Source organism: Pseudomonas sp. WS 5412 (assembly GCF_012985615.1).
Lineage (GTDB): Bacteria > Pseudomonadota > Gammaproteobacteria > Pseudomonadales > Pseudomonadaceae > Aquipseudomonas > Aquipseudomonas shahriarae.
Genome location: NZ_JAARMB010000020.1, coordinates 75,270 through 94,975, shown reverse-complemented (window position 1 = coordinate 94,975; position 19,706 = coordinate 75,270). Strand labels below are relative to the sequence as shown.

The window sequence follows — 19,706 nt, the reverse complement described above, 5'->3', positions numbered from 1 at the left end:
ACAGACCTTGCGAGGAGCGACGACGATGCACGAGATTCCCAATCTCCCCTTCCCAAGCCTGCACGAGACTGAGCAGCCAACCCCGCAACAGGCCGGCAGTGACAAACAAGCGCCGGCACAGGCAACACCGGTCGACAGCGATAGCGACGACTGACCGCAGCACCCAGACCGTGTGGAAAGCGTGACATTGCGCGCTTTCCACACCGCCTGAATCAAGAGACACGCCACATGCCCGATACCCCCCACAATTCCCCCGATGAAGCGTTACTCGGCGCCGCCCTGCAAATGGTCGACGTCTGGAGCCGCCTCAGCCCGGAAAAACAGGCGCTGCTGCTCAAGCGCTTTGGCACCCAGGAAAACGCCCTGGCCGCGCTGGTGACCACGCGCATGCTCGACCCCAAAACCCCCTGATTTTTATCCTGTGGCGAGAGGGGCTTGCCCCCGTTGGGCTGTGCAGCCGCCCCCCCTGTCAGGTAAACCGAGGTGGCAGGTTTTGGGGCGGCTGCGCCACCCGACGGGGGCAAGCCCCCTCGCCACAGCAAGCCCCCTAAACACCACAAGCCCTCTGGTCACAGTAAGCCCCTTTGCCACAGTTGCCGTGGTGAATGATTTTCTGGCAGCGTAAAGCACCGGTATCATAAGCAACCTATCTTTTCCTGCCGCGACAGTGGATCTTTCCCATGCCAGATACCCAGCGCCCCATGGCGGTCACGCTGCAAGTCGTTTCCATCGTGCTGTTCACCTTTATCGGCTACCTGAATATCGGCATCCCCCTGGCCGTATTGCCGGGCTATGTCCACAGCGACCTGGGCTTTGGCGCCGTGATCGCGGGCCTGGTGATCAGCGTGCAGTACCTGGCCACCCTACTGAGCCGGCCCTACGCCGGGCGCATCATCGACAACCGCGGCAGCAAGCGCGCGGTGATGTACGGCCTGGCCGGTTGCGGCTTGAGCGGGGTGTTCATGCTGGCATCCGCCGCCCTGACCCACCTGCCGGCCCTGAGCCTGGCCAGCCTGTTGATTGGCCGGCTGGTGCTGGGCAGTGCCGAAAGCCTGGTGGGTTCGGGTTCCATTGGCTGGGGCATCGGCCGGGTCGGCGCGGTGAATACCGCCAAGGTCATCTCCTGGAACGGCATTGCCAGCTATGGCGCCCTGGCGATTGGCGCCCCGCTGGGGGTGTTGCTGGTCAGTCGGTTCGGGCTGTGGAGCATGGGTGCCAGCATTATTGCCCTGGCGGTGCTGGGCCTGTTGCTGGCCTGGCCGAAAGTCGCGGCGCCCATTGTGGTCGGCGAGCGCCTGCCCTTTATGCATGTGCTCGGCCGCGTGCTGCCCCACGGCTGCGGGCTGGCCCTGGGTTCCATCGGTTTTGGCACCATCGCCACGTTTATCACCCTGTATTACGCGACCCGCAACTGGGATAACGCAGTGCTGTGCCTGAGCCTGTTCGGCGCCAGCTTTATCGGGGCGCGGTTGCTGTTCGGCAACCTGATCAACCGGATCGGCGGGTTTCGCGTGGCGATTGCCTGCCTGTCGGTAGAAACCCTCGGCCTGCTGCTGTTGTGGCTGGCCCCGAGCGCCGAGCTGGCCCTGGCGGGCGCGGCCTTGAGCGGTTTCGGGTTTTCCCTGGTGTTCCCCGCGCTGGGGGTTGAAGCGGTCAACCTGGTACCCGCCTCCAGCCGTGGCGCGGCGGTAGGGGCCTATTCGTTGTTTATCGACTTGTCATTGGGTATCACCGGGCCGTTGGCAGGGGCGATTGCGGCGGGTTTCGGCTTTGCCTCGATCTTTTTGTTTGCCGCGCTGGCGGCCTTCGCCGGGCTGCTGCTGAGCCTGTACCTGTATCGCCAGGCCCCCAAATACCGCGACGAACGTAACGCCGGCTAGAAATCCACCTTGCCGCGCCCGGCCTTGATGCTGCCGCGCTTGGTCTTGGATTCCAGGCGACGCTTTTTCGAGCCCAGGGTGGGCTTGGTCGGGCGGCGTTTTTTCTCGACCTTGGTCGCGCTGAGGATCAACTCCACCAGACGTTCCAGGGCATCGGCGCGGTTCTGTTCCTGGGTCCGGTATTGCTGGGCCTTGAGGATCAACACGCCGTCGCTGGTAATCCGACTGTCACGCAGTGCCAGCAGGCGTTCCTTGTAGAACGGCGGCAGCGACGAAGCGCCGATATCGAAGCGCAAGTGCACGGCGCTGGAGACCTTGTTGACGTTCTGCCCGCCAGCGCCCTGGGCGCGGATGGCCGTCAACTCGATTTCGGCATCGGGCAGGTGCACGTTACTAGAGATCACCAACATCGAAAGCGGGTCCGTGAGCGAGGGTAGAGGCCGGGTTGCCGGCCCCTACGCGGTGGGCTAGGGGTTCAGCGAGGATACAGCACTCACGTCAGCCTGAGCCTTGCGCTTGTTCTTGAGCACATAGCACACCCACATAAAGGCCAGCCAGACAGGAATCGCATACACCGAGACCTGAATCCCCGGAATCAACAACATGACCCCCAGGATAAACACCACAAACGCCAGGCACACGTAGTTGCCATAGGGGTACCACAGCGCCTTGAACAGCGGCACCTGACCGGTGCGGTTCATGTGCTGGCGGAACTTGAAGTGCGAGAAGCTGATCATCGCCCAGTTGATCACCAACGTGGCCACCACCAGGGACATCAGCAGTTCCAGGGCGTGTTGCGGGATCCAGTAGTTCATCAACACCGCCACCAGGGTGACGGCCGCCGAGGCCAGGATCGAACGCACCGGCACGCCGCGCTTGTCGATCTTCGCCAACGCCGCCGGGGCGTCGCCTTGCTCGGCCATGCCCAGCAGCATGCGGCTGTTGCAGTAGGTGCCGCTGTTGTACACCGACAGCGCCGCCGTCAGCACCACGAAGTTGAGGATATGCGCGGCGGTGTTGCTGCCCAGCATCGAGAACACCTGCACGAACGGGCTGCCGCTATAGGCATCGCCGGAAGCATTCAGGGTCACCAGCAGGCTGTCCCACGGCGTCAGCGACAGCAGCACTACCAGGGCGCCAATGTAGAAAATCAGGATGCGGTAGATCACCTGATTGATCGCCTTGGGGATCACGGTGCGTGGCTGGTCCGCTTCAGCGGCGGTAAAACCGAGCATTTCCAGGCCGCCAAAGGAGAACATGATGATTGCCATGGCCATCACCAGGCCGCCGACACCATGGGGGAAGAACCCGCCGTGTTCCCACAGGTTGGTCACCGACGCCTGGGGCCCGCCGGTGCCGCTGACCAGCAGATAGCTGCCCAGGGCGATCATGCCGATAATCGCCACCACCTTGATAATCGCAAACCAGAACTCGGCTTCGCCAAACACTTTGACGTTGGCCAGGTTGATCACATTGATCAGCACGAAAAAGGCCGCCGCCGAGACCCAGGTCGGAATCTCCGGCCACCAGTAATGCACATACTTGCCGACCGCCGTCAGCTCCGACATGCCCACCAGGATATAGAGGATCCAGCAGTTCCAGCCCGACAAGAAGCCTGCGAAACCGCCCCAGTACTTGTGGGCAAAATGGCTGAAGGAACCGGCCACTGGCTCTTCGACGATCATTTCGCCCAACTGGCGCATGATCATAAAGGCAATGAAACCGCAGATGGCATAGCCGAGGATCATCGACGGGCCGGCTGACTTCAGCACCCCCGCCGAGCCCAGGAACAGGCCGGTACCGATCGCGCCACCGAGGGCGATCAATTGAATATGACGATTTTTCAGGCCGCGCTTCAGTTCGCCTGAATGCGAGTTGGGTCCACTCATGAAAAGGGTCTCACGCAAGGTTTGATGATGTTCAATACACGATGCTGCTTTGAAACCGACTCAAGCAGCGCCGATCAAACCCCAGCGCAAACACCAGGAGTCCAGCGTCTTTCTAACGGTCATGCGTCACCTGTTTGTTTTTATCTGTGACGAAATCGAACCCGTCCGGCTTATGGCCGGGCGGAGTTAACAAGGCAGCTAGCCTTGAAGGCCTTTTGCGTGGGTACGCAAGGGGGGTCACAGTAAAACGCGGCGCATTGTACACCGCTCGATCCGCTAGGGAGGGTTGCGGGAGAGATTGTTCGTCAAATGGAAGATTTTCTTTACACAGAAAGTTCATCAAGAGCACGCCCTGCGTAGGCTCGGCCCAGTCGTAAAATAATCGTTACATCGCGGAAGCCATTCCTGACACCCCACCGACTCCCCCGTGGCGAGCGGGCTTGCCCGCGTTGGACTGCGCAGCAGTCTCTTGAAAGAACAACCCAGTCAACCAGGCAGACCGAGACAGCAGAGTGTGGGGCTGCTGCGCAGCCCGACGCGGGCAGGCCCGCTCGCCACACAGCGTGCAAAAAAAAACGCCAACCCGCAGGTTGACGCTTTTTCTTACAGCTTGAAGCTTAAAGCTTGCTGCTGCTCTTAAGGCTTCTTACGCCCAAACCCCGGACGCTGGCCGGAACCTGCCGGTGCGCCACGGCGCTTGCCCGACGGCTCGTCCGCAACCAGTTTGAGCCCTGGGCGCTTTTTCGGCGCGGGCTTGGCTGGACGCTTGGCACCTTCGGCTGGGCGATCAGTCTGCGGAGCACCACGGCCGGTATCGCCACGGTTGCTGCGACCGCCCGTTGGTGCTTCGCCACGACCGGCAGGCCGCGGGGTACGCGGTGCACGCTCGCCATCCTGACGGGCTGGAGCCGATGGACGACGATCGCCCTCGATCTGCGGCTGACGGGAAATACGACCGCTTGTGGCCGGAGCGTCCAGCGCCGGGCGCAAGGTGCGCGCAACGCGTTCGGTACGTGCCACCGGGCGCGACGATTTACGCTGCATGCGCTCCAGCTTGTCTTTGCTCTTGGCATTCATCTGCGGCATGGCCACAGGGGTCAGGCCCACTTCAGCACTGAGGATGTCGACTTCGTACTGGCTCATTTCGCGCCAGCGACCCATCGGCAGGTCCGAGTTGAGGAACACCGGGCCGAAACGCACGCGCTTCAGGCGGCTGACCACCAAGCCCTGGGATTCCCACAGGCGACGTACTTCACGGTTACGCCCTTCCATCACCACGCAGTGGTACCAGTGGTTGAAACCTTCGCCACCGGGGGCCTGCTTGATGTCGGTGAACTTGGCCGGGCCGTCTTCCAGCACCACGCCAGCCTTGAGGCGTTCGATCATCTCGTCATCGACTTCACCCCGTACACGTACCGCGTACTCACGGTCCATCTCGTAGGACGGGTGCATCAGGCGGTTGGCCAGTTCACCGTCGGTGGTGAACATCAGCAAGCCGGTGGTGTTGATGTCCAGGCGGCCGATGTTGATCCAACGGCCTTCTTTAGGCTTGGGCATCTTGTCGAACACGGTTGGACGGCCTTCCGGGTCGTCACGGGTGCAGATCTCGCCGTCGGGCTTGTTGTACATGATCACGCGGCGCACCGATTCGGCGGCCTCTTCACGCTTGATGACCTTGCCATCAATGGTGATCGCATCATGCAGGTCGACGCGCTGGCCCAGGGTGGCTTCGACGCCATTGACCTTGATGCGCTTCTGGGTGATCCAGGCTTCTACGTCGCGGCGCGAGCCGACGCCGATACGGGCGAGGACTTTTTGCAGTTTCTCGCCGGCTGGGCCGATTTCCTGGCTGTCGTTCTGGTCTTGGTCTTTCATCTTAAGCACCTCCCGGTGTGTCGATTCAGGCGTGGCCTGAAGGTATTGAAACTGTTGTCTTGGGCGAACGCATCGCCGAAGGGTCGCGAATCATACGCTCATGGCGCGCATTGCGCATCAGAGACTAGTCGATATGGGCCGGCTCATTTGCTTTTCCGCCGACCGGTGGCACCCAAGGCGATCAGCCGCAGCTCGGCTTCGGCCAGCACCGCGCGCTTGTCGACCTTGTCGAGCTTCTTCCAGGCCCGGATCTCACGCTTGCTACGCCCGCAGCCGACGCAGATATCGTCGCTGAACTTGCAGAGGCTGATGCAGGGGTCTTTGGTGGAGCTCATATACATTCTCCCTGGTGCAGAAGATCCAATGTGGGAGCGGGCTTGCTCGCGATTGCGGTAGATCAGTCATATATCCAGTGGCTGACACTCCGCAATCGCGAGCAAGCCCGCTCCCACATTTGCTTCTGGGTCAGTCTTCGAATTCGCGGCGTTCGTTTTCGATGGCTTCGGCCAGTGCCCGGGCTTCGGCTTCTTCTTCGCTCAACTCGGGTTGTTCCAGGGCGGCGACGGCGGCCAGCAGTTTTTCGCGGGCCGCGGCTACGCCGAGGATATCCTCCTCGGGGGCCGCTTCCACGTTTACCTCAAGCTCAGGCTCAGACTCAGGCGCCACCGCCCCATCACGCAGCAAGTCATCAAAGTCGGTCTTGATCCCCTGCTCCATATCGTCCAGCTCCAGCAGCAAGGTGTGGAAACTGGTCTCGTCCTTCGGCTCTTCCGGCTCGGCGCTGGCATCAGCCAGCTCCTGCAAGCCGGGCGGCACCGGGGCATCGTCAAAATCGAGCACCGGTTCGGCCTCGATCTCGCGCAGCTCGGCCAAGGGCGGCAGGTCGTCGAGGTTCTTCAGGTTGAAGTGATCGAGAAACACCTTGGTGGTGGCGAACATCGCGGGTTTGCCGGGTACGTCGCGGTAGCCGACGATACGGATCCACTCGCGCTCCAGCAGCGTCTTGACGATATGGCTGTTGACTGCCACGCCGCGCACGTCTTCGATCTCGCCACGGGTGATGGGCTGGCGATAGGCAATCAGCGCCATGGTTTCCAGCATCGCCCGGGAATACCGTTGCGGGCGCTCTTCCCACAGGCGCCCCACCCACGGCGAAAACTTCTCACGGATCTGCAAGCGATAGCCCGAGGCCACTTCGCGCAGTTCAAAAGCACGGCCGTCACAGGATTTACGCAGGATTTCCAGGGCCTTCTTGAACACCGGCGGTTCCGGGCGCTCGGCCTCTTCAAACAGTTCAAACAGGCGTTCCAGCGATTGCGGCTTGCCCGAGGCCAAGAGGAAGGCTTCCAACAGCGGTGCCAGTTCGCGAGGTTCAGTCAGATTCATCAATTCAGCTCGTTATTCGGCTCGCGCCCGCACGTGGATAGCCGCAAAAGGCTCATTCTGCACCAGCTCGACCAAGGATTCCTTGACCAGCTCGAGGATCGCCATAAAGGTCACCACCACGCCCAGGCGCCCTTCTTCGGCGGTAAACAGCTCGACAAACGGCACAAAGCCGCCGCCCTTGAGACGCTCCAGCACATCGCTCATACGCTCGCGGGTGGACAAGGCTTCGCGGCTGACCTGGTGGCTTTCAAACATATCGCCACGGCGCAGCACCTCGGCCATGGACATCAACAGTTCTTCCAGGCTCACATCCGGCAATAATTTGCGCGCCCGGGCTTCCGGGGCATCGAGCTTGGGCACCACCACGTCACGGCCCACGCGGCTCAAGCCATCAATGCCTTCGGCGGCAGCCTTGAAGCGCTCGTATTCCTGCAGGCGGCGGATCAGCTCGGCGCGGGGGTCGTCCTCTTCGGCTTCGATTGTCTCGGAACGCGGCAGCAGCATGCGCGACTTGATCTCCGCCAGCATCGCCGCCATCACCAGGTACTCGGCGGCCAGTTCCAGGCGCACCGACTGCATCAACTCGACATAGCCCATGTACTGGCGGGTAATTTCCGCCACAGGGATATCGAGGATATTGATGTTCTGCTTGCGGATCAGGTACAGCAGCAAGTCCAGCGGACCCTCGAAGGCCTCAAGGAACACTTCCAGGGCATCCGGCGGGATATACAGGTCCAGGGGCATTTCCATGACCGCCTGGCCGTAGACCATGGCAAATGGCAGCTCCTGCTGGGCGCCGGCCTGACTGTCGACGGTTTCCACGGCCGACATTCAGGCCTCGACCAGGAACGGTGCCGGATCGCCACAACCCACACGGATCACCTCCGGCTCGCCGTCGGCCAGGTTGATCACGGTGGACGCCTTGTTGCCGCCATACCCGCCGTCGATGATCAGGTCTACGTGCTTTTCCAGGAGTTGGCGCATTTCATAGGGATCTTCCAGCGGCTCAGTGTCGCCGGGCATGATCAACGACACGCTCATCAGCGGCTCACCCAGCTCGGCCAGCAGCGCCAGGGCAATGGGGTGCTCCGGCACCCGCAGGCCGATAGTGCGCTTTTTCGGGTGCAGCAACAGACGCGGCACCTCGCGGGTGGCATTCAGAATAAAGGTGTACGGCCCCGGCGTATGGGCCTTGAGCAGGCGGAAAGTGCCGGTATCGACTTTGGCGAACAGGCCCAATTGCGACAGGTCGCTGCAGATCAGCGCAAAGTTGTGATTCTTGTCCAGTTCGCGCAGGCGTCTTACGCGCTCCACGGCGTTCTTGTCGCCGATCTGGCAACCGATGGCGTAGGAGGAATCCGTGGGGTAGATCACCACGCCGCCGCCTCGAATGATCTCCACGGCCTGCTTGATCAGCCGCGCTTGCGGGTTTTCCGGGTGAATCTGGAAAAATTGACTCACGTTCTCTACCTGTTCAGACGGTGGCGGTAATGGGGTCATGCTTGAATCGCCCCCACAGGAGCGGCAAGTCTTCCGGGACCGGGCGATATTCGCCGATCTCCGACCAGCCGCCTGGGCCATGGAAATCACTGCCGGCACTGACCAGCAGACCAAATTCACGGGCAAGAATCGCCAGGCTGCCAACCTGTTCGGCGGGTTGATGCCCATTGACCACTTCGATGGCGTGGCCACCCGCTTGAATATAGTCGCCTATCAGCTTGCGACGCTTGCTGCGGGTAAAATCGTAATGCCAGGGGTGCGCCAGGCTGACCCAGGCCCCGGAAGCACGCAACGTGGCAACCGTGTCCTCCAGAGTCGGCCAGTGCAGCTTGACGTCCCCCAGCTTGCCGGCGCCCAGCCATTTGCGGAACGCTTCGGCGCGGTCCTTGACGAACCCTTCACGCACCATCCAGTCGGCAAAATGCGGACGGGCCGGCGCGTTGCCGCTGTCGCCCAGCTCCTGCTGGATCGCTCGGGCGCCCTCCAGCGCGTTGGGCATGCCCTTGAGCGCCAGTTTGCGGCTTATTTCTTCGGACCGCAGCCAGCGGCCATCGTGCAAATTGGCAATGGCCGCCACCAATGGCGGGGCCGTGACGTCAAAACCGTAGCCCAGGACATGAATGGTCGCGCCGCCCCAGGTGCAGGACAATTCGACGCCATTGACCAGATGCATCCCCAGGGCCGTGGCGGCACTACGCGCCTCTTCCAGGCCTTCGAGGGTGTCGTGGTCAGTCAGCGACAGGACTCGCACGCCTTTTTCAAACGCACGCGCAACCAGTACCGCGGGCGCCAGGGCGCCGTCGGAGGCCGTGCTGTGGCAGTGCAAATCAACATTCACGGAAGTGTGTAACCTCAAGTCAGCTGGCGCTTTCGCTACCAAGGATGTTTGTTATTATGCCGCCACATCCAGCTTCTGGCTCTTACTGTGAAACAATTCATCGACTTCATCCCGCTGTTGCTGTTCTTCATCGTTTTCAAAACCGATCCACGGGTCCTTGATATCGGCGGCCATGAGCTGTCGTTCGGCGGCATCTACAGCGCCACGGCGGTGCTGATCATCAGCTCCCTGGTGGTCTACGGCGCGATCTTCATCTCCCAGCGCAAGCTGGAAAAAAGCCAGTGGCTGACCCTGATCGCCTGCCTGGTCTTTGGCGGCCTGACCCTGGCCTTCCACAGCGAGACCTTCCTGAAATGGAAAGCCCCGGTGGTCAACTGGCTGTTTGCCCTGGCCTTTATCGGTAGCCACTTCATTGGTGATCGCCTGCTGATCAAGCGGATCATGGGCCACGCCCTGAGCCTGCCGGAGCCGATCTGGACCCGCCTGAATATCGCCTGGATCGGGTTTTTCCTGTTCTGTGGCGCGGCCAACCTGTTCGTGGCCTTTACCTTCCAGAGCTACTGGGTCGACTTCAAGGTGTTCGGCAGCCTGGGCATGACCGTGGTGTTCCTGGTTGCCCAGGGTATCTACCTGTCGCGCCATCTGCATGACACCGACCCCACCACGCCAAAAACCGAGGACTGACATGCTCTACGCCATCATCGCCACCGACGTCGCCAACTCCCTGGAAAAACGCCTGTCCGTTCGCCCGGCCCACGTGGACCGCCTCAAGGCGCTGCAGGCCGAGGGGCGCTTGGTGATCGCCGGCCCGCACCCGGCGGTCGACAGCAATGATCCGGGGGACGCTGGCTTCACCGGCAGCCTGATCATCGCCGAGTTCGCCTCCCTGGCCGATGCCCAGGCCTGGGCCAAGGCCGACCCGTATGTGGCGGCCGGCGCCTATGCCGATGTCGTGGTCAAACCGTTCAAACAAGTCCTGCCCTGATCGAGGTGGTGCTGAACCTATTGGGCTCGGCAAACGCCTAATCGCTCATTATTCTCGGTAACCTGCCGACAACGTTCTGAATATTCGTGTGGAATCAGGAGTTCCGATGCGCTTACGTCAGTTGTGTCTGTTGGCAGTGTTAACGATCGGGGCTACGGCCCAGGCTGAAGAAACCTCGAACACCGGCAGTTCCACGCCCCTGTCCTTGAGTGCCGGCAGCCAGATCACCGAGTTGCAGCAACGCTTGAAAGAAAGCGAACGCCTGCGCGAAGAGCTGAGCAAACAATTGCAGACTGCCGATGCTGCCCGCGAGAGTGCGCAACTGAGCCGGCTGCGCCAGGACAATCAGCGCCTGGCCCAGCAACTCAAGGAAGCACAAGGTGGCGCCCTGCCACGCTGGCTCACTGACCAGCAGCAGTGGTTTGTGATTGGTGCGGGAGTTGCGCTGGTCGCCCTGCTGTGCGGTATCTTCGCCAGTGGCGGGCATCGGCGCCGTCGACAATGGCTAAATTGAGTGAGTCATGAGCGAGCTGTTACTGATAGATGATGACCAGGAGCTTTGTGAGCTGCTGACCAGTTGGTTGAGCCAGGAAGGTTTCCAGGTGCGCGCTTGCCATGACGGCGTGAGCGCGCGCAAAGCCCTGGCCGAAGCCGCGCCGGCGGCGGTGGTGCTGGATGTGATGCTGCCCGACGGCAGCGGCCTGGAGTTGCTCAAGCAATTGCGCGCCGACCACCCGGAGTTGCCGGTACTGATGCTCTCGGCCCGGGGCGAGCCCCTGGACCGGATCCTCGGCCTGGAACTGGGTGCCGATGACTACCTGGCCAAGCCCTGCGACCCCCGCGAACTGACCGCCCGCCTGCGGGCGGTACTGCGCCGCAGCCACCCGACGGCGGTGTCGACCCAGCTGGAACTGGGCGACCTGTGCTTCAGCCCGGTGCGTGGTGTGGTGATCATCGACCATCAGGAACTGACCCTCACCCTGTCCGAAAGCCGCCTGCTGGAAGCCTTGCTGCGCCAGCCGGGCGAGCCCCTGGACAAGCAGGAGCTGGCGCAGATCGCCCTGGGGCGCAAGCTGACCTTGTATGACCGCAGCCTGGACATGCACGTCAGCAACCTGCGCAAGAAAATCGGCCCGCATGCCGACGGCCGCCCGCGGATCGTTGCATTGCGCAGCCGTGGCTACTACTACAGCCTCTGACATCCCCTGCAGGAGCCGGCAAGCCGGCACCTACAGGTTTGTAAGCCCCCACCCAATCCGTCTTTACCCAAGCTTTACCCTTCCCTGACCGCCGCTGACCTTGATCTTCGTAATCTACTCACATCCGGACTCACCGGAACCGAGACAAGGAGAAACACCATGCGCAAGACCCTTATCGCTCTGATGTTCGCCGCAGCCCTGCCGACCGTCGCCATGGCCATGCCAGAAGGCCATGGCCCGATGGGCGGCCCTGAAGGCCACATGATGGGTGGCACGGGCCACGGCGGTGAACACGGCATGCGCGGCAAAGGCGGCCCGTTCAGCCAACTGGACCTGACCCGCGAGCAGCGCCAGCAGATCGGCAAACTGATGGGCGAACAACGGGAAGGCCGCCAACAACTGGTCAAGAAGTACCTGGACAAACTCCCGGCCGCTGACCAGAAGGCCATGAAGGACGAAATGGCCGCCGCCAAGCAGAAAACCCAGGCGGATATCCGCGCCCTGCTCAAGCCTGACCAGCAGAAGAAGTTCGACGAAATGGCGAAGAAGCGCGCCGAGCGTCAAGCCGAGTGGCAGCAGTTCCAGGCCTGGAAAGCGCAACAACCGCAAAAAGCGCAATAATGCGTTAGCAACCTCCCAGCCCAGTGGCCCGTGCCGCTGGGCTTTTCCTGTTTGAGGGTTTCCTGTGCGTTCACTCTTCTGGCGCATCCTTGCCAGTTTCTGGCTGGCTATCGCCCTGGTTGCCGGGCTGTCGATCCTGCTTGGGCATATGCTCAACCAGGACGCCTGGATTCTCAGCCGCCATCCCGGCCTCAACAACCTGGCCGAAGAATGGACCCAGCGTTATGAAACCCAGGGCGAGGACGCCGCCCAGGATTTGTTGCAACAGCGCAAACGCCAGTACCACGTCGATGTGCAGGTGCTCAACGAGAGCGGCGACCCGGTGGTGCGTGGCACCTTCCCGCGCCGCGCCGCCGCCTTCGAAGCCCGCCAGCATGAGAGCCATGAGGGCCGGCTACCGTGGCGCCGCCTGACGGCCGAGTACACCAGTGAAAAAACCGGCGATACCTACCTGCTGATCTACCGCATCGCCCTGCCGGAACTGGATGCCTGGCACCGCAGCAGCCTGCTCTGGCCCTTGAGTGCCCTGGCGATTGCGTTGGTGGTGCTGACCCTGTTCAGCCTTCTGGTGACCCTGTCCATCACTCGCCCCCTCAGCCGTCTGCGCGGTGCAGTGCATGAGCTGGGCCAGACCACGTACCAGCAAAACAGCCTGGCGCGCCTGGCCGACCGACGTGATGAATTTGGCGTACTGGCCACCGACTTCAACCGCATGGGCGCTCGCCTGCAAAGCCTGATCGGCAGCCAGCGGCAATTGCTGCGCGATGTGTCCCACGAACTGCGCTCGCCCCTGGCGCGCCTGCGGATCGCCCTGGCCCTGGCGGAACGCGCCACGCCCGAAGCCCGGGAGAAGCTCTGGCCGCGCCTGACCCTGGAATGTGATCGCCTGGAAGCCTTGATCAGCGAGATCCTGGTGCTGGCGCGGGTCGACGCCGACAACGCCAGCGCCGAAGACATCGACCTCAACGCCCTGCTCAAGACCCTGCAAAAGGACGCCCAACTCGGCGCCCCGGAGCAGCAGGTGCAACTGCACGCCGAGCCGGCGCTGCAACTCAAGGGCTGGCCCCATATGATCGAGCGGGCGCTGGACAACCTGTTGCGTAATGCCCAGCGCTTCAACCCTCCCACCCAGCCGATTGAAGTCCAGGCCCAGCGCCAAGGCGAACGCATTGTGATCAGCGTGCGCGACCACGGCCCGGGCGTGGAGGCCGAACACCTGCAAAAACTGGGCGAGCCGTTTTACCGCGCCCCCGGGCAAACCGCCCAAGGTCATGGGCTGGGCCTGGCCATCGCCCGCCGGGCCGCCGAACGTCATGGCGGCAGCTTGAGCCTGGCCAATCACCCGGAGGGCGGATTTATCGCCACCCTGGACTTGCCCTTGCAGCCGGGGATTGCAGCACACCCCTGAAGATCTTCTATGATGGCCCCTCTCTTATGGAGGGCCTTTGATGACTGATCTGCTCACCTCGATCCAGCGTGCACTCGATCTGCCGCCCACGCCGCTGGCGACCACTGAAGCCGGCGCCCTGCCGTCAACCTTCGCTGTCACCGAGCTGGCCTGCGCCAGCATCGGGGCTGCAGGTCAGGCCATAGCCCGGCTGCTGGAACAACAAACCGGGCGTCTGCCCCTGGTCTGCGTCGACCCGCGCCTAGCCTCCTTCTGGTTCTCCAGCTCCCTGCGCCCACTGGGCTGGAGCGTACCGCCGCTGTGGGATCCGATTGCCGGCGACTACGCCTGCGCTGACGGCTGGATTCGTCTGCACACCAACGCCCCCCACCACCGCGCAGCTGCCGAGCGTGTACTGGGGCAGGTCGCGGATCGGGCGGCGATGGCGCTCAAGGTCGCCTCCTGCAACGCCGCCGAGCTTGAGCAGGCGATTGTCGATGAGGCCGGCTGCGCCGCGCAGATGCGCACCTGGCAGCAGTGGCAGGCTCATCCCCAAGGGTTGGCGGTCAATCAGGAACCGTTGGTGGCATGGGAGCGCTTCGAGGCAGCCGGCAACACCACCTGGCTGGGCAACGTGGCGCGCCCGTTGGCGGGGGTCAAGGTACTGGACCTGACCCGCGTTCTGGCCGGTCCTGTGGCCAGCCGTTTTCTCGCAGGGCTTGGCGCCGACGTATTACGCATCGACTCCCCCACCTGGAACGAACCAGGGGTCGTGCCGGAAATGACCCTGGGCAAACGCTGCGCGCGCCTGGACCTTAAAAACACCGACGACCGGCAATTGTTCGAAGGTTTGCTCAAGGATGCCGACATTCTGTTTCACGGTTATCGGGCCGATGCACTAGAGCAACTGGGTTACAACGCGAGCGCACTGCAGCAACTCGCCCCCGGCCTGATCGACGTCAGCCTCAACGCCTACGGCTGGAGCGGCCCGTGGCGCAATCGCCGGGGCTTCGACAGCCTGGTGCAGATGAGCAGCGGCATCGCCCACGCCGGCATGCAATGGAAGCAGGCGGATAAACCCGTGCCGCTGCCGGTGCAGGCGCTGGACCATGCCACCGGTTACCTGATGGCGGCCAGTGCGATACGGGCCTTGGCCGAGCGTTTAAGCAGCGGGCATGGGGGGTCGGCCCGGCTGTCGCTGGCGCGTACGGCGAAATTGTTGATCGAGGCGGGACAAGACGTGAAGCAGCCAGCGCTGCGTGAAGAAGAACCGGGTGATCAGGGGCTGCTGGTGGAGCAGACGGCCTGGGGGGCGGCGCATCGGTTGCTGGCGCCGGTCACTCTTGCCGGGACACCGCTGCAGTGGGATTTGCCGGCTGGGGAATTGGGCGCGCATCGGGCACGGTGGTGACCTTGAAATGGTCATCGCGGGCAAGCCCGGCTCCCACAGTTGACCGGGTACACGATCAACTGCGGGAGCGGGCTTGCCCGCGATAAGGCCCTCCCCAGCACAATCAACCAAGCGTCATGCTCACAGGGTCAGCACCCCGCTATACAACCCATACGCCGCCAGGCTCGCCCCGGCAATCACGCAACTGAAAATCCCCTTTTCCAGCAAGGTAAACAGCGGCTGGCCCTGCTCGCGCTTGGCCTGGGCAAACAGAATCACCCCAGGTGCATACAGCAACGCCGACAGCAGCAGGTATTTCAAGCCCCCGGCATACAGCAGCCACACCGCATAGCCCAGGGCAATCACGCCGACCAGCAGGTCCTTGAGCCGCTGGCCATGGGCTTCTTCGTAGGTTTCTCCGCGCCCGCACAACAACACGGCATAGGCCGCCGACCATAAATACGGCACGAGGATCATCGACGACGCCAGGTAGATCAACGTGGTGTAAGTGCTGGCCGAAAACAGCGTGATCACCAGGAACAGCTGGATCATCACATTGGTCAGCCACAACGCATTGACCGGCACGCGGTTGGCATTTTCCTTTTTCAGGAAGGCCGGCATGGTCTTGTCATGGGCAGTGGCGTAGAGAATCTCGGCACACAGCAAGGCCCATGACAGCAACGCCCCCAGCAGCGACACCGCCAGGCCGATGCTGATCAACATTGCGCCCCAGGGGCCGACGATATGTTCCAGCACGCCCGCCAGTGAGGGGTTCTGCAAATTGGCCAACTCGGGCTGGCTCATGATCCCCAGGGACAGCACGTTGACCAGCACCAGCAGGGCCAGCACTCCGACAAACCCGATCACCGTGGCGCGGCCCACGTCCGAGCGTTTTTCCGCGCGCGCCGAGTAAACACTGGCCCCTTCGATACCGATAAACACAAACACGGTGACCAGCATCATATTGCGCACCTGGTCCATCACCCCACCGAACTGCGGGTTGCCCAGGCCCCAGATATCCCGGGTGAATACATCCGCCTTGAAGGCCACGGCGGCGATCACGATAAACATCAGCAGCGGTACGATCTTGGCCACGGTGGTGACCTGGTTGATAAACGCTGCCTCCTTGATCCCGCGCATCACCAGAAAATGCACAGCCCACAGCAGCAACGACGCGCAACCGATCGCCACCGGCGTGTTGCCCTGGCCGAACACCGGAAAAAAATAGCCCAGGGTGCTGAACAGCAACACGAAATAGCCGACGTTGCCCATCCAGGCGCTGATCCAGTAGCCCCAGGCAGACGAGAAGCCCATGTAGTCGCCAAACCCCGCCTTGGCATAGGCATACACCCCGGAGTCGAGGTTGGGCTTGCGGTTGGCCAGGGTCTGGAACACGAACGCGAGGGTCAACATGCCAATGGCAGTGATCCCCCAACCGATCAGGATCGCCCCCACCTCGGCCCGCGCAGCCATGTTCTGTGGCAACGAGAAGATTCCGCCGCCAATCATCGAGCCCACCACCAATGCCACCAGGGCACTGAGACGCAGCTTTTGTGCCGGTTGCGACATAGAAACTCCTGCAGATAAAACAGTTATTGAGCGCTGCACTCAGCTAATTTATCGAAATCAATCAATGTTTATTAGCTATAGCGAATAAAACTGCTCGCCTCATAACTTAATGACATTTCAATTAGTCGAGTTTAGGTAAATTTAGAATTTAAATACGGCTTGTCTTTTATCCATGGGAGGTATTTGGCAAAGCCTCTGAAAAAGTTTGCACATCTGCGAAAACGGGCTAGCTTCAAGCGTCCACGTCTTGCGCACAAAAGGATTAACCCGAACGGAGAGATGCTCTGAAATGAGCATATCCGGGCAATTATACGCCTGTAGCATTTATTCATAAGTCTTTAATTCACAATGGAATGTGCCAATGAAGTGATCTAAGTCAGCTATTTGAATAGCGCACAGTTTTATTCTGTGGTCTCTCTTCTCCTGCATTGGAGTCACGCAATGTCTGAATCTCCCGGAAAACTTCGATTAGGCGCCCTTGTTGCTCTTGTTGTGGGCTCAATGATTGGCGGCGGGATCTTCTCGTTGCCACAGAACATGGCCGCCAGCGCCGATGTCGGTGCGGTGTTGATTGGTTGGGTTATCACTGCCGTGGGTATGTTGACCCTGGCCTTTGTATTCCAGACCCTGGCCAATCGCAAACCTGACCTGGACGGCGGCGTGTACGCCTACGCCAAGGCCGGTTTTGGCGACTACATGGGTTTCTCGTCAGCCTGGGGCTACTGGATCAGTGCCTGGCTGGGCAACGTCGGCTACTTCGTGTTGCTGTTCAGCACCCTGGGCTACTTCTTCCCCATCTTCGGCGAAGGCAACACCCCGGCGGCAGTGATCGGCGCCTCGGTGCTGTTGTGGGCCGTGCATTTTCTGGTATTGCGCGGGATCAAGGAGGCGGCGTTTATCAACCTGGTGACCACCGTCGCCAAGATCGTACCGCTGGTGCTGTTTGTATTGATCGCGCTGTTCGCGTTCAAGCTGGACATCTTCACCGCTGATATCTGGGGCCTGAAAAACCCCGACCTGGGCAGCGTGATGAACCAGGTGCGCAACATGATGCTGGTCACCGTCTGGGTATTTATCGGTATCGAAGGCGCGAGCATCTTCTCGTCCCGTGCCGAAAAACGCTCGGACGTGGGCAAGGCCACCGTTATCGGCTTTATCACCGTGCTGCTGTTCCTGATGCTGGTGAACGTGCTGTCCCTGGGCATCATGACCCAACCGGAACTGGCCAAGCTGCAGAACCCGTCGATGGCGGCCGTGCTGGAGCATGTGGTCGGCCACTGGGGCGCGGTGCTGATCAGCGTCGGCTTGATCATCTCGCTGCTGGGTGCGCTGCTGTCGTGGGTGCTGCTGTGTGCAGAGATCATGTTCGCCGCTGCCAAAGACCACACCATGCCGGAGTTCCTGCGTAAGGAAAACGCCAACCATGTGCCGGTCAACGCCCTGTGGCTGACCAATGCCATGGTCCAGGTCTTCCTGGTGATCACCCTGTTTTCCGCCAGTACCTACCTGTCGCTGATCTACCTCGCCACCTCGATGATCCTGGTGCCCTACCTGTGGTCGGCGGCCTACGCGCTGCTGCTGGCAGTGCGCGGCGAGACCTACGAGGCGGCCCTGGCCGAGCGCAAGAAAGACCTGTTTATCGGCGCCGTCGCTCTGATCTACGCGGTCTGGCTGTTGTATGCCGGTGGCACCAAGTACCTGCTGCTGTCCGCCCTGCTCTACGCCCCTGGCGCGATCCTGTTCGCCAAGGCCAAGCGTGAACTGGGCAAACCGATTTTCACCAACGTCGAGAAGCTGATTTTCGCCGCAGTGGTCATTGGCGCCCTGGTGGCGGCCTATGGGCTCTACGACGGCTTCCTGACTCTGTAACACCTGAATCTTTATGTTCACTGGAGGATCTGTAATGACCACGGAAAAAGTTAAGTACGGCGTACATTCCGAAGCCGGCAAACTGCGCAAAGTCATGGTGTGTTCCCCAGGTCTGGCCCATCAGCGGCTGACCCCCAACAATTGCGACGAACTGTTGTTCGATGACGTGCTCTGGGTTGCCCAGGCCAAGCGGGACCATTTCGACTTCGTCACCAAGATGCGCGAACGCGATATTGATGTGCTGGAAATGCACAACCTGCTGACCGACATTGTTGCCATCCCCGCAGCCCTGGACTGGATCCTGGAGCGCAAGATCACTGCCGATACAGTTGGCCTGGGCCTGGCCGATGAAGTCGGTTCCTGGCTGCGCAGCCTGGAGCCGCGCAAGATCGCCGAGTTCCTGATCGGTGGCGTGTCGGCCGACGACCTGCCGAGCAGCTTTGGTGGCAAGACCATCGAGATGTTCCGCGACTTCCTCGGCCACTCAAGCTTTATCCTGCCGCCGCTGCCCAACACCCAGTTCACCCGCGACACCACCTGCTGGATCTACGGTGGCGTAACGCTCAACCCGATGTACTGGCCGGCGCGACGTCAGGAAACCCTGCTGACCACCGCCATCTACAAGTTCCACCCCGAGTTCACCAACGCCGACTTCCAGATCTGGTACGGCGACCCTGACCTGCAACACGGTGCAGCCACCCTGGAAGGCGGCGACGTGATGCCGATTGGCAACGGCGTGGTCTTGATCGGTATGGGCGAGCGCTCGTCCCACCAGGCCATCGGCCAACTGGCGCGCAACCTGTTCAAGAACAAGGCCGTGGAAAAAGTCATCGTTGCCGGCCTGCCGAAATCCCGCGCCGCGATGCACCTGGACACCGTGTTCAGCTTCTGCGACCGCGACCTGGTCACCGTCTTCCCCGAAGTGGTAAGCCAGATCGTTCCTTTCACCCTGCGCCCTGACGAAAGCAAGCCCCACGGCATTGATATCCAACGGGAGAAAACCAACTTCCTCGACACCGTGGCCGCAGCCCTTGGCCTCAAGACCCTGCGCGTAGTGGAAACCGGCGGCAACAGCTTCGCCGCCGAACGCGAACAGTGGGATGACGGCAACAACGTGGTAGCGGTAGAGCCTGGCGTGGTGATCGGTTACGACCGCAACACCTACACCAACACCCTGCTGCGCAAGGCCGGTGTGGAAGTCATCACTATCAGTGCCGGTGAACTGGGCCGCGGCCGTGGCGGTGGCCACTGCATGACCTGCCCAATCATCCGCGATCCTATCGACTACTAAACGACCGTCTTCCCGGTCGGCACCTAC

General features: G+C 61.6%; 21 protein-coding genes. 12 read left to right on the top strand and 9 right to left on the bottom strand.

Features of this window, described 5'->3' with window-relative positions; genetic code table 11:
* Window positions 1–25 precede the first annotated feature (25 nt).
* The 3 genes from HBR94_RS28770 to HBR94_RS22725 all read left to right on the top strand — a co-directional run bounded on the left by HBR94_RS28770 (window position 26) and on the right by HBR94_RS22725 (window position 1,880).
* Window positions 26–154 (top strand): hypothetical protein, encoded by a 129-nt coding sequence (locus HBR94_RS28770; protein ID WP_258558642.1) that lies wholly within the window; start codon window positions 26–28, stop codon window positions 152–154.
* Between the two features lie 74 nt (window positions 155–228).
* Window positions 229–411, top strand: a complete 183-nt coding sequence (locus HBR94_RS22730; RefSeq protein WP_057439983.1) for a hypothetical protein — start codon at window positions 229–231, stop codon at window positions 409–411.
* A 269-nt stretch (window positions 412–680) separates the two neighbouring features.
* Entirely contained in the window at window positions 681–1,880 is a 1,200-nt protein-coding gene (locus tag HBR94_RS22725) for an MFS transporter (protein ID WP_057960499.1), read from the top strand.
* Here HBR94_RS22725 and arfB read toward each other — a convergent pair.
* The 8 genes from arfB to HBR94_RS22685 all read right to left on the bottom strand — a co-directional run bounded on the left by arfB (window position 1,877) and on the right by HBR94_RS22685 (window position 9,368).
* Window positions 1,877–2,290 carry an alternative ribosome rescue aminoacyl-tRNA hydrolase ArfB gene (gene arfB / locus HBR94_RS22720; protein WP_057439984.1) on the bottom strand — a complete coding sequence of 138 codons (414 nt, stop codon included), beginning with the start codon at window positions 2,288–2,290 and terminating at the stop codon, window positions 1,877–1,879. The genes HBR94_RS22725 and arfB overlap by 4 nt on opposite strands.
* A gap of 57 nt (window positions 2,291–2,347) precedes the next feature.
* Window positions 2,348–3,769 (bottom strand): amino acid permease, encoded by a 1,422-nt coding sequence (locus tag HBR94_RS22715; protein WP_057439985.1) that lies wholly within the window; start codon window positions 3,767–3,769, stop codon window positions 2,348–2,350.
* Between the two features lie 636 nt (window positions 3,770–4,405).
* Window positions 4,406–5,644 (bottom strand): 23S rRNA pseudouridine(2605) synthase RluB, encoded by a 1,239-nt coding sequence (rluB, locus tag HBR94_RS22710; protein ID WP_170045576.1) that lies wholly within the window; start codon window positions 5,642–5,644, stop codon window positions 4,406–4,408.
* 143 nt (window positions 5,645–5,787) lie between these two features.
* On the bottom strand, window positions 5,788–5,979 hold the full coding sequence (locus tag HBR94_RS22705) for a DUF1289 domain-containing protein (RefSeq protein WP_057439987.1): 192 nt from the start codon (window positions 5,977–5,979) through the stop codon (window positions 5,788–5,790).
* Between the two features lie 130 nt (window positions 5,980–6,109).
* The gene (gene scpB, locus HBR94_RS22700) at window positions 6,110–7,030 is read right to left on the bottom strand and encodes an SMC-Scp complex subunit ScpB (protein ID WP_120733994.1); all 921 of its coding nucleotides are present in this window, start codon (window positions 7,028–7,030) and stop codon (window positions 6,110–6,112) included.
* Between the two features lie 12 nt (window positions 7,031–7,042).
* Window positions 7,043–7,741 (bottom strand): ScpA family protein, encoded by a 699-nt coding sequence (locus HBR94_RS22695; RefSeq protein WP_169851199.1) that lies wholly within the window; start codon window positions 7,739–7,741, stop codon window positions 7,043–7,045.
* A 120-nt stretch (window positions 7,742–7,861) separates the two neighbouring features.
* The gene (locus HBR94_RS22690) at window positions 7,862–8,491 is read right to left on the bottom strand and encodes an L-threonylcarbamoyladenylate synthase (RefSeq protein WP_057439989.1); all 630 of its coding nucleotides are present in this window, start codon (window positions 8,489–8,491) and stop codon (window positions 7,862–7,864) included.
* Between the two features lie 13 nt (window positions 8,492–8,504).
* Window positions 8,505–9,368, bottom strand: coding sequence for a PHP domain-containing protein (locus HBR94_RS22685; RefSeq protein WP_057960503.1), 864 nt, complete (start codon window positions 9,366–9,368; stop codon window positions 8,505–8,507).
* An 87-nt stretch (window positions 9,369–9,455) separates the two neighbouring features.
* On the opposite strand from HBR94_RS22685, the gene HBR94_RS22680 reads away from it, so the two are divergent.
* The 7 genes from HBR94_RS22680 to HBR94_RS22650 all read left to right on the top strand — a co-directional run bounded on the left by HBR94_RS22680 (window position 9,456) and on the right by HBR94_RS22650 (window position 14,971).
* Window positions 9,456–10,052, top strand: a complete 597-nt coding sequence (locus HBR94_RS22680; RefSeq protein WP_057960504.1) for a septation protein A — start codon at window positions 9,456–9,458, stop codon at window positions 10,050–10,052.
* Window position 10,053: 1 nt separating this feature from the next.
* Window positions 10,054–10,353 carry a YciI family protein gene (locus HBR94_RS22675; protein WP_115128815.1) on the top strand — a complete coding sequence of 100 codons (300 nt, stop codon included), beginning with the start codon at window positions 10,054–10,056 and terminating at the stop codon, window positions 10,351–10,353.
* 106 nt (window positions 10,354–10,459) lie between these two features.
* Entirely contained in the window at window positions 10,460–10,867 is a 408-nt protein-coding gene (locus HBR94_RS22670) for a hypothetical protein (protein WP_057439993.1), read from the top strand.
* A gap of 7 nt (window positions 10,868–10,874) precedes the next feature.
* Window positions 10,875–11,552: a response regulator transcription factor gene (locus HBR94_RS22665; protein WP_057960506.1), complete on the top strand. Its 678-nt coding sequence runs from the start codon at window positions 10,875–10,877 to the stop codon at window positions 11,550–11,552.
* Window positions 11,553–11,711: 159 nt separating this feature from the next.
* Window positions 11,712–12,173 carry an LTXXQ domain protein gene (locus HBR94_RS22660; RefSeq protein WP_170045575.1) on the top strand — a complete coding sequence of 154 codons (462 nt, stop codon included), beginning with the start codon at window positions 11,712–11,714 and terminating at the stop codon, window positions 12,171–12,173.
* A gap of 64 nt (window positions 12,174–12,237) precedes the next feature.
* A complete protein-coding gene (locus HBR94_RS22655; protein WP_170045574.1) occupies window positions 12,238–13,581 on the top strand; it encodes a HAMP domain-containing sensor histidine kinase in 1,344 nt (447 codons plus the stop codon).
* Window positions 13,582–13,621: 40 nt separating this feature from the next.
* Complete coding sequence (locus tag HBR94_RS22650) at window positions 13,622–14,971, top strand: CoA transferase (protein ID WP_170045573.1); 1,350 nt, start codon at window positions 13,622–13,624, stop codon at window positions 14,969–14,971.
* Window positions 14,972–15,091: 120 nt separating this feature from the next.
* On the opposite strand, the gene arcD (HBR94_RS22645) is transcribed toward HBR94_RS22650, so the two are convergent.
* Complete coding sequence (gene arcD / locus HBR94_RS22645; RefSeq protein WP_057439996.1) at window positions 15,092–16,519, bottom strand: arginine-ornithine antiporter; 1,428 nt, start codon at window positions 16,517–16,519, stop codon at window positions 15,092–15,094.
* A gap of 441 nt (window positions 16,520–16,960) precedes the next feature.
* On the opposite strand from arcD (HBR94_RS22645), the gene arcD (HBR94_RS22640) reads away from it, so the two are divergent.
* Together arcD (HBR94_RS22640) and arcA are read left to right on the top strand one after the other, a co-directional pair.
* Window positions 16,961–18,388 (top strand): arginine-ornithine antiporter, encoded by a 1,428-nt coding sequence (arcD, locus tag HBR94_RS22640; RefSeq protein WP_057439997.1) that lies wholly within the window; start codon window positions 16,961–16,963, stop codon window positions 18,386–18,388.
* A 34-nt stretch (window positions 18,389–18,422) separates the two neighbouring features.
* Complete coding sequence (gene arcA, locus HBR94_RS22635; protein WP_115128819.1) at window positions 18,423–19,679, top strand: arginine deiminase; 1,257 nt, start codon at window positions 18,423–18,425, stop codon at window positions 19,677–19,679.
* Window positions 19,680–19,706 lie beyond the last annotated feature (27 nt).

Excerpts from the sequence above, each read along its gene's own strand:
- HBR94_RS22705 (WP_057439987.1), bottom strand. The coding sequence starts at position 5,979 with ATGAGCTCCACCAAAGACCCCTGCATCAGCCTCTGCAAGTTCAGCGAC.
- arcA (WP_115128819.1), top strand. The coding sequence starts at position 18,423 with ATGACCACGGAAAAAGTTAAGTACGGCGTACATTCCGAAGCCGGCAAA.
- HBR94_RS22650 (WP_170045573.1), top strand. The coding sequence starts at position 13,622 with ATGACTGATCTGCTCACCTCGATCCAGCGTGCACTCGATCTGCCGCCC.
- arfB (WP_057439984.1), bottom strand. The coding sequence starts at position 2,290 with ATGTTGGTGATCTCTAGTAACGTGCACCTGCCCGATGCCGAAATCGAG.
- HBR94_RS22675 (WP_115128815.1), top strand. The coding sequence starts at position 10,054 with ATGCTCTACGCCATCATCGCCACCGACGTCGCCAACTCCCTGGAAAAA.
- HBR94_RS22665 (WP_057960506.1), top strand. The coding sequence starts at position 10,875 with ATGAGCGAGCTGTTACTGATAGATGATGACCAGGAGCTTTGTGAGCTG.
- scpB (WP_120733994.1), bottom strand. The coding sequence starts at position 7,030 with ATGAATCTGACTGAACCTCGCGAACTGGCACCGCTGTTGGAAGCCTTC.
- HBR94_RS22715 (WP_057439985.1), bottom strand. The coding sequence starts at position 3,769 with ATGAGTGGACCCAACTCGCATTCAGGCGAACTGAAGCGCGGCCTGAAA.
- arcD (WP_057439997.1), top strand. The coding sequence starts at position 16,961 with ATGTCTGAATCTCCCGGAAAACTTCGATTAGGCGCCCTTGTTGCTCTT.
- HBR94_RS22725 (WP_057960499.1), top strand. The coding sequence starts at position 681 with ATGCCAGATACCCAGCGCCCCATGGCGGTCACGCTGCAAGTCGTTTCC.
- HBR94_RS22660 (WP_170045575.1), top strand. The coding sequence starts at position 11,712 with ATGCGCAAGACCCTTATCGCTCTGATGTTCGCCGCAGCCCTGCCGACC.
- HBR94_RS22670 (WP_057439993.1), top strand. The coding sequence starts at position 10,460 with ATGCGCTTACGTCAGTTGTGTCTGTTGGCAGTGTTAACGATCGGGGCT.
- rluB (WP_170045576.1), bottom strand. The coding sequence starts at position 5,644 with ATGAAAGACCAAGACCAGAACGACAGCCAGGAAATCGGCCCAGCCGGC.
- arcD (WP_057439996.1), bottom strand. The coding sequence starts at position 16,519 with ATGTCGCAACCGGCACAAAAGCTGCGTCTCAGTGCCCTGGTGGCATTG.
- HBR94_RS28770 (WP_258558642.1), top strand. The coding sequence starts at position 26 with ATGCACGAGATTCCCAATCTCCCCTTCCCAAGCCTGCACGAGACTGAG.
- HBR94_RS22730 (WP_057439983.1), top strand. The coding sequence starts at position 229 with ATGCCCGATACCCCCCACAATTCCCCCGATGAAGCGTTACTCGGCGCC.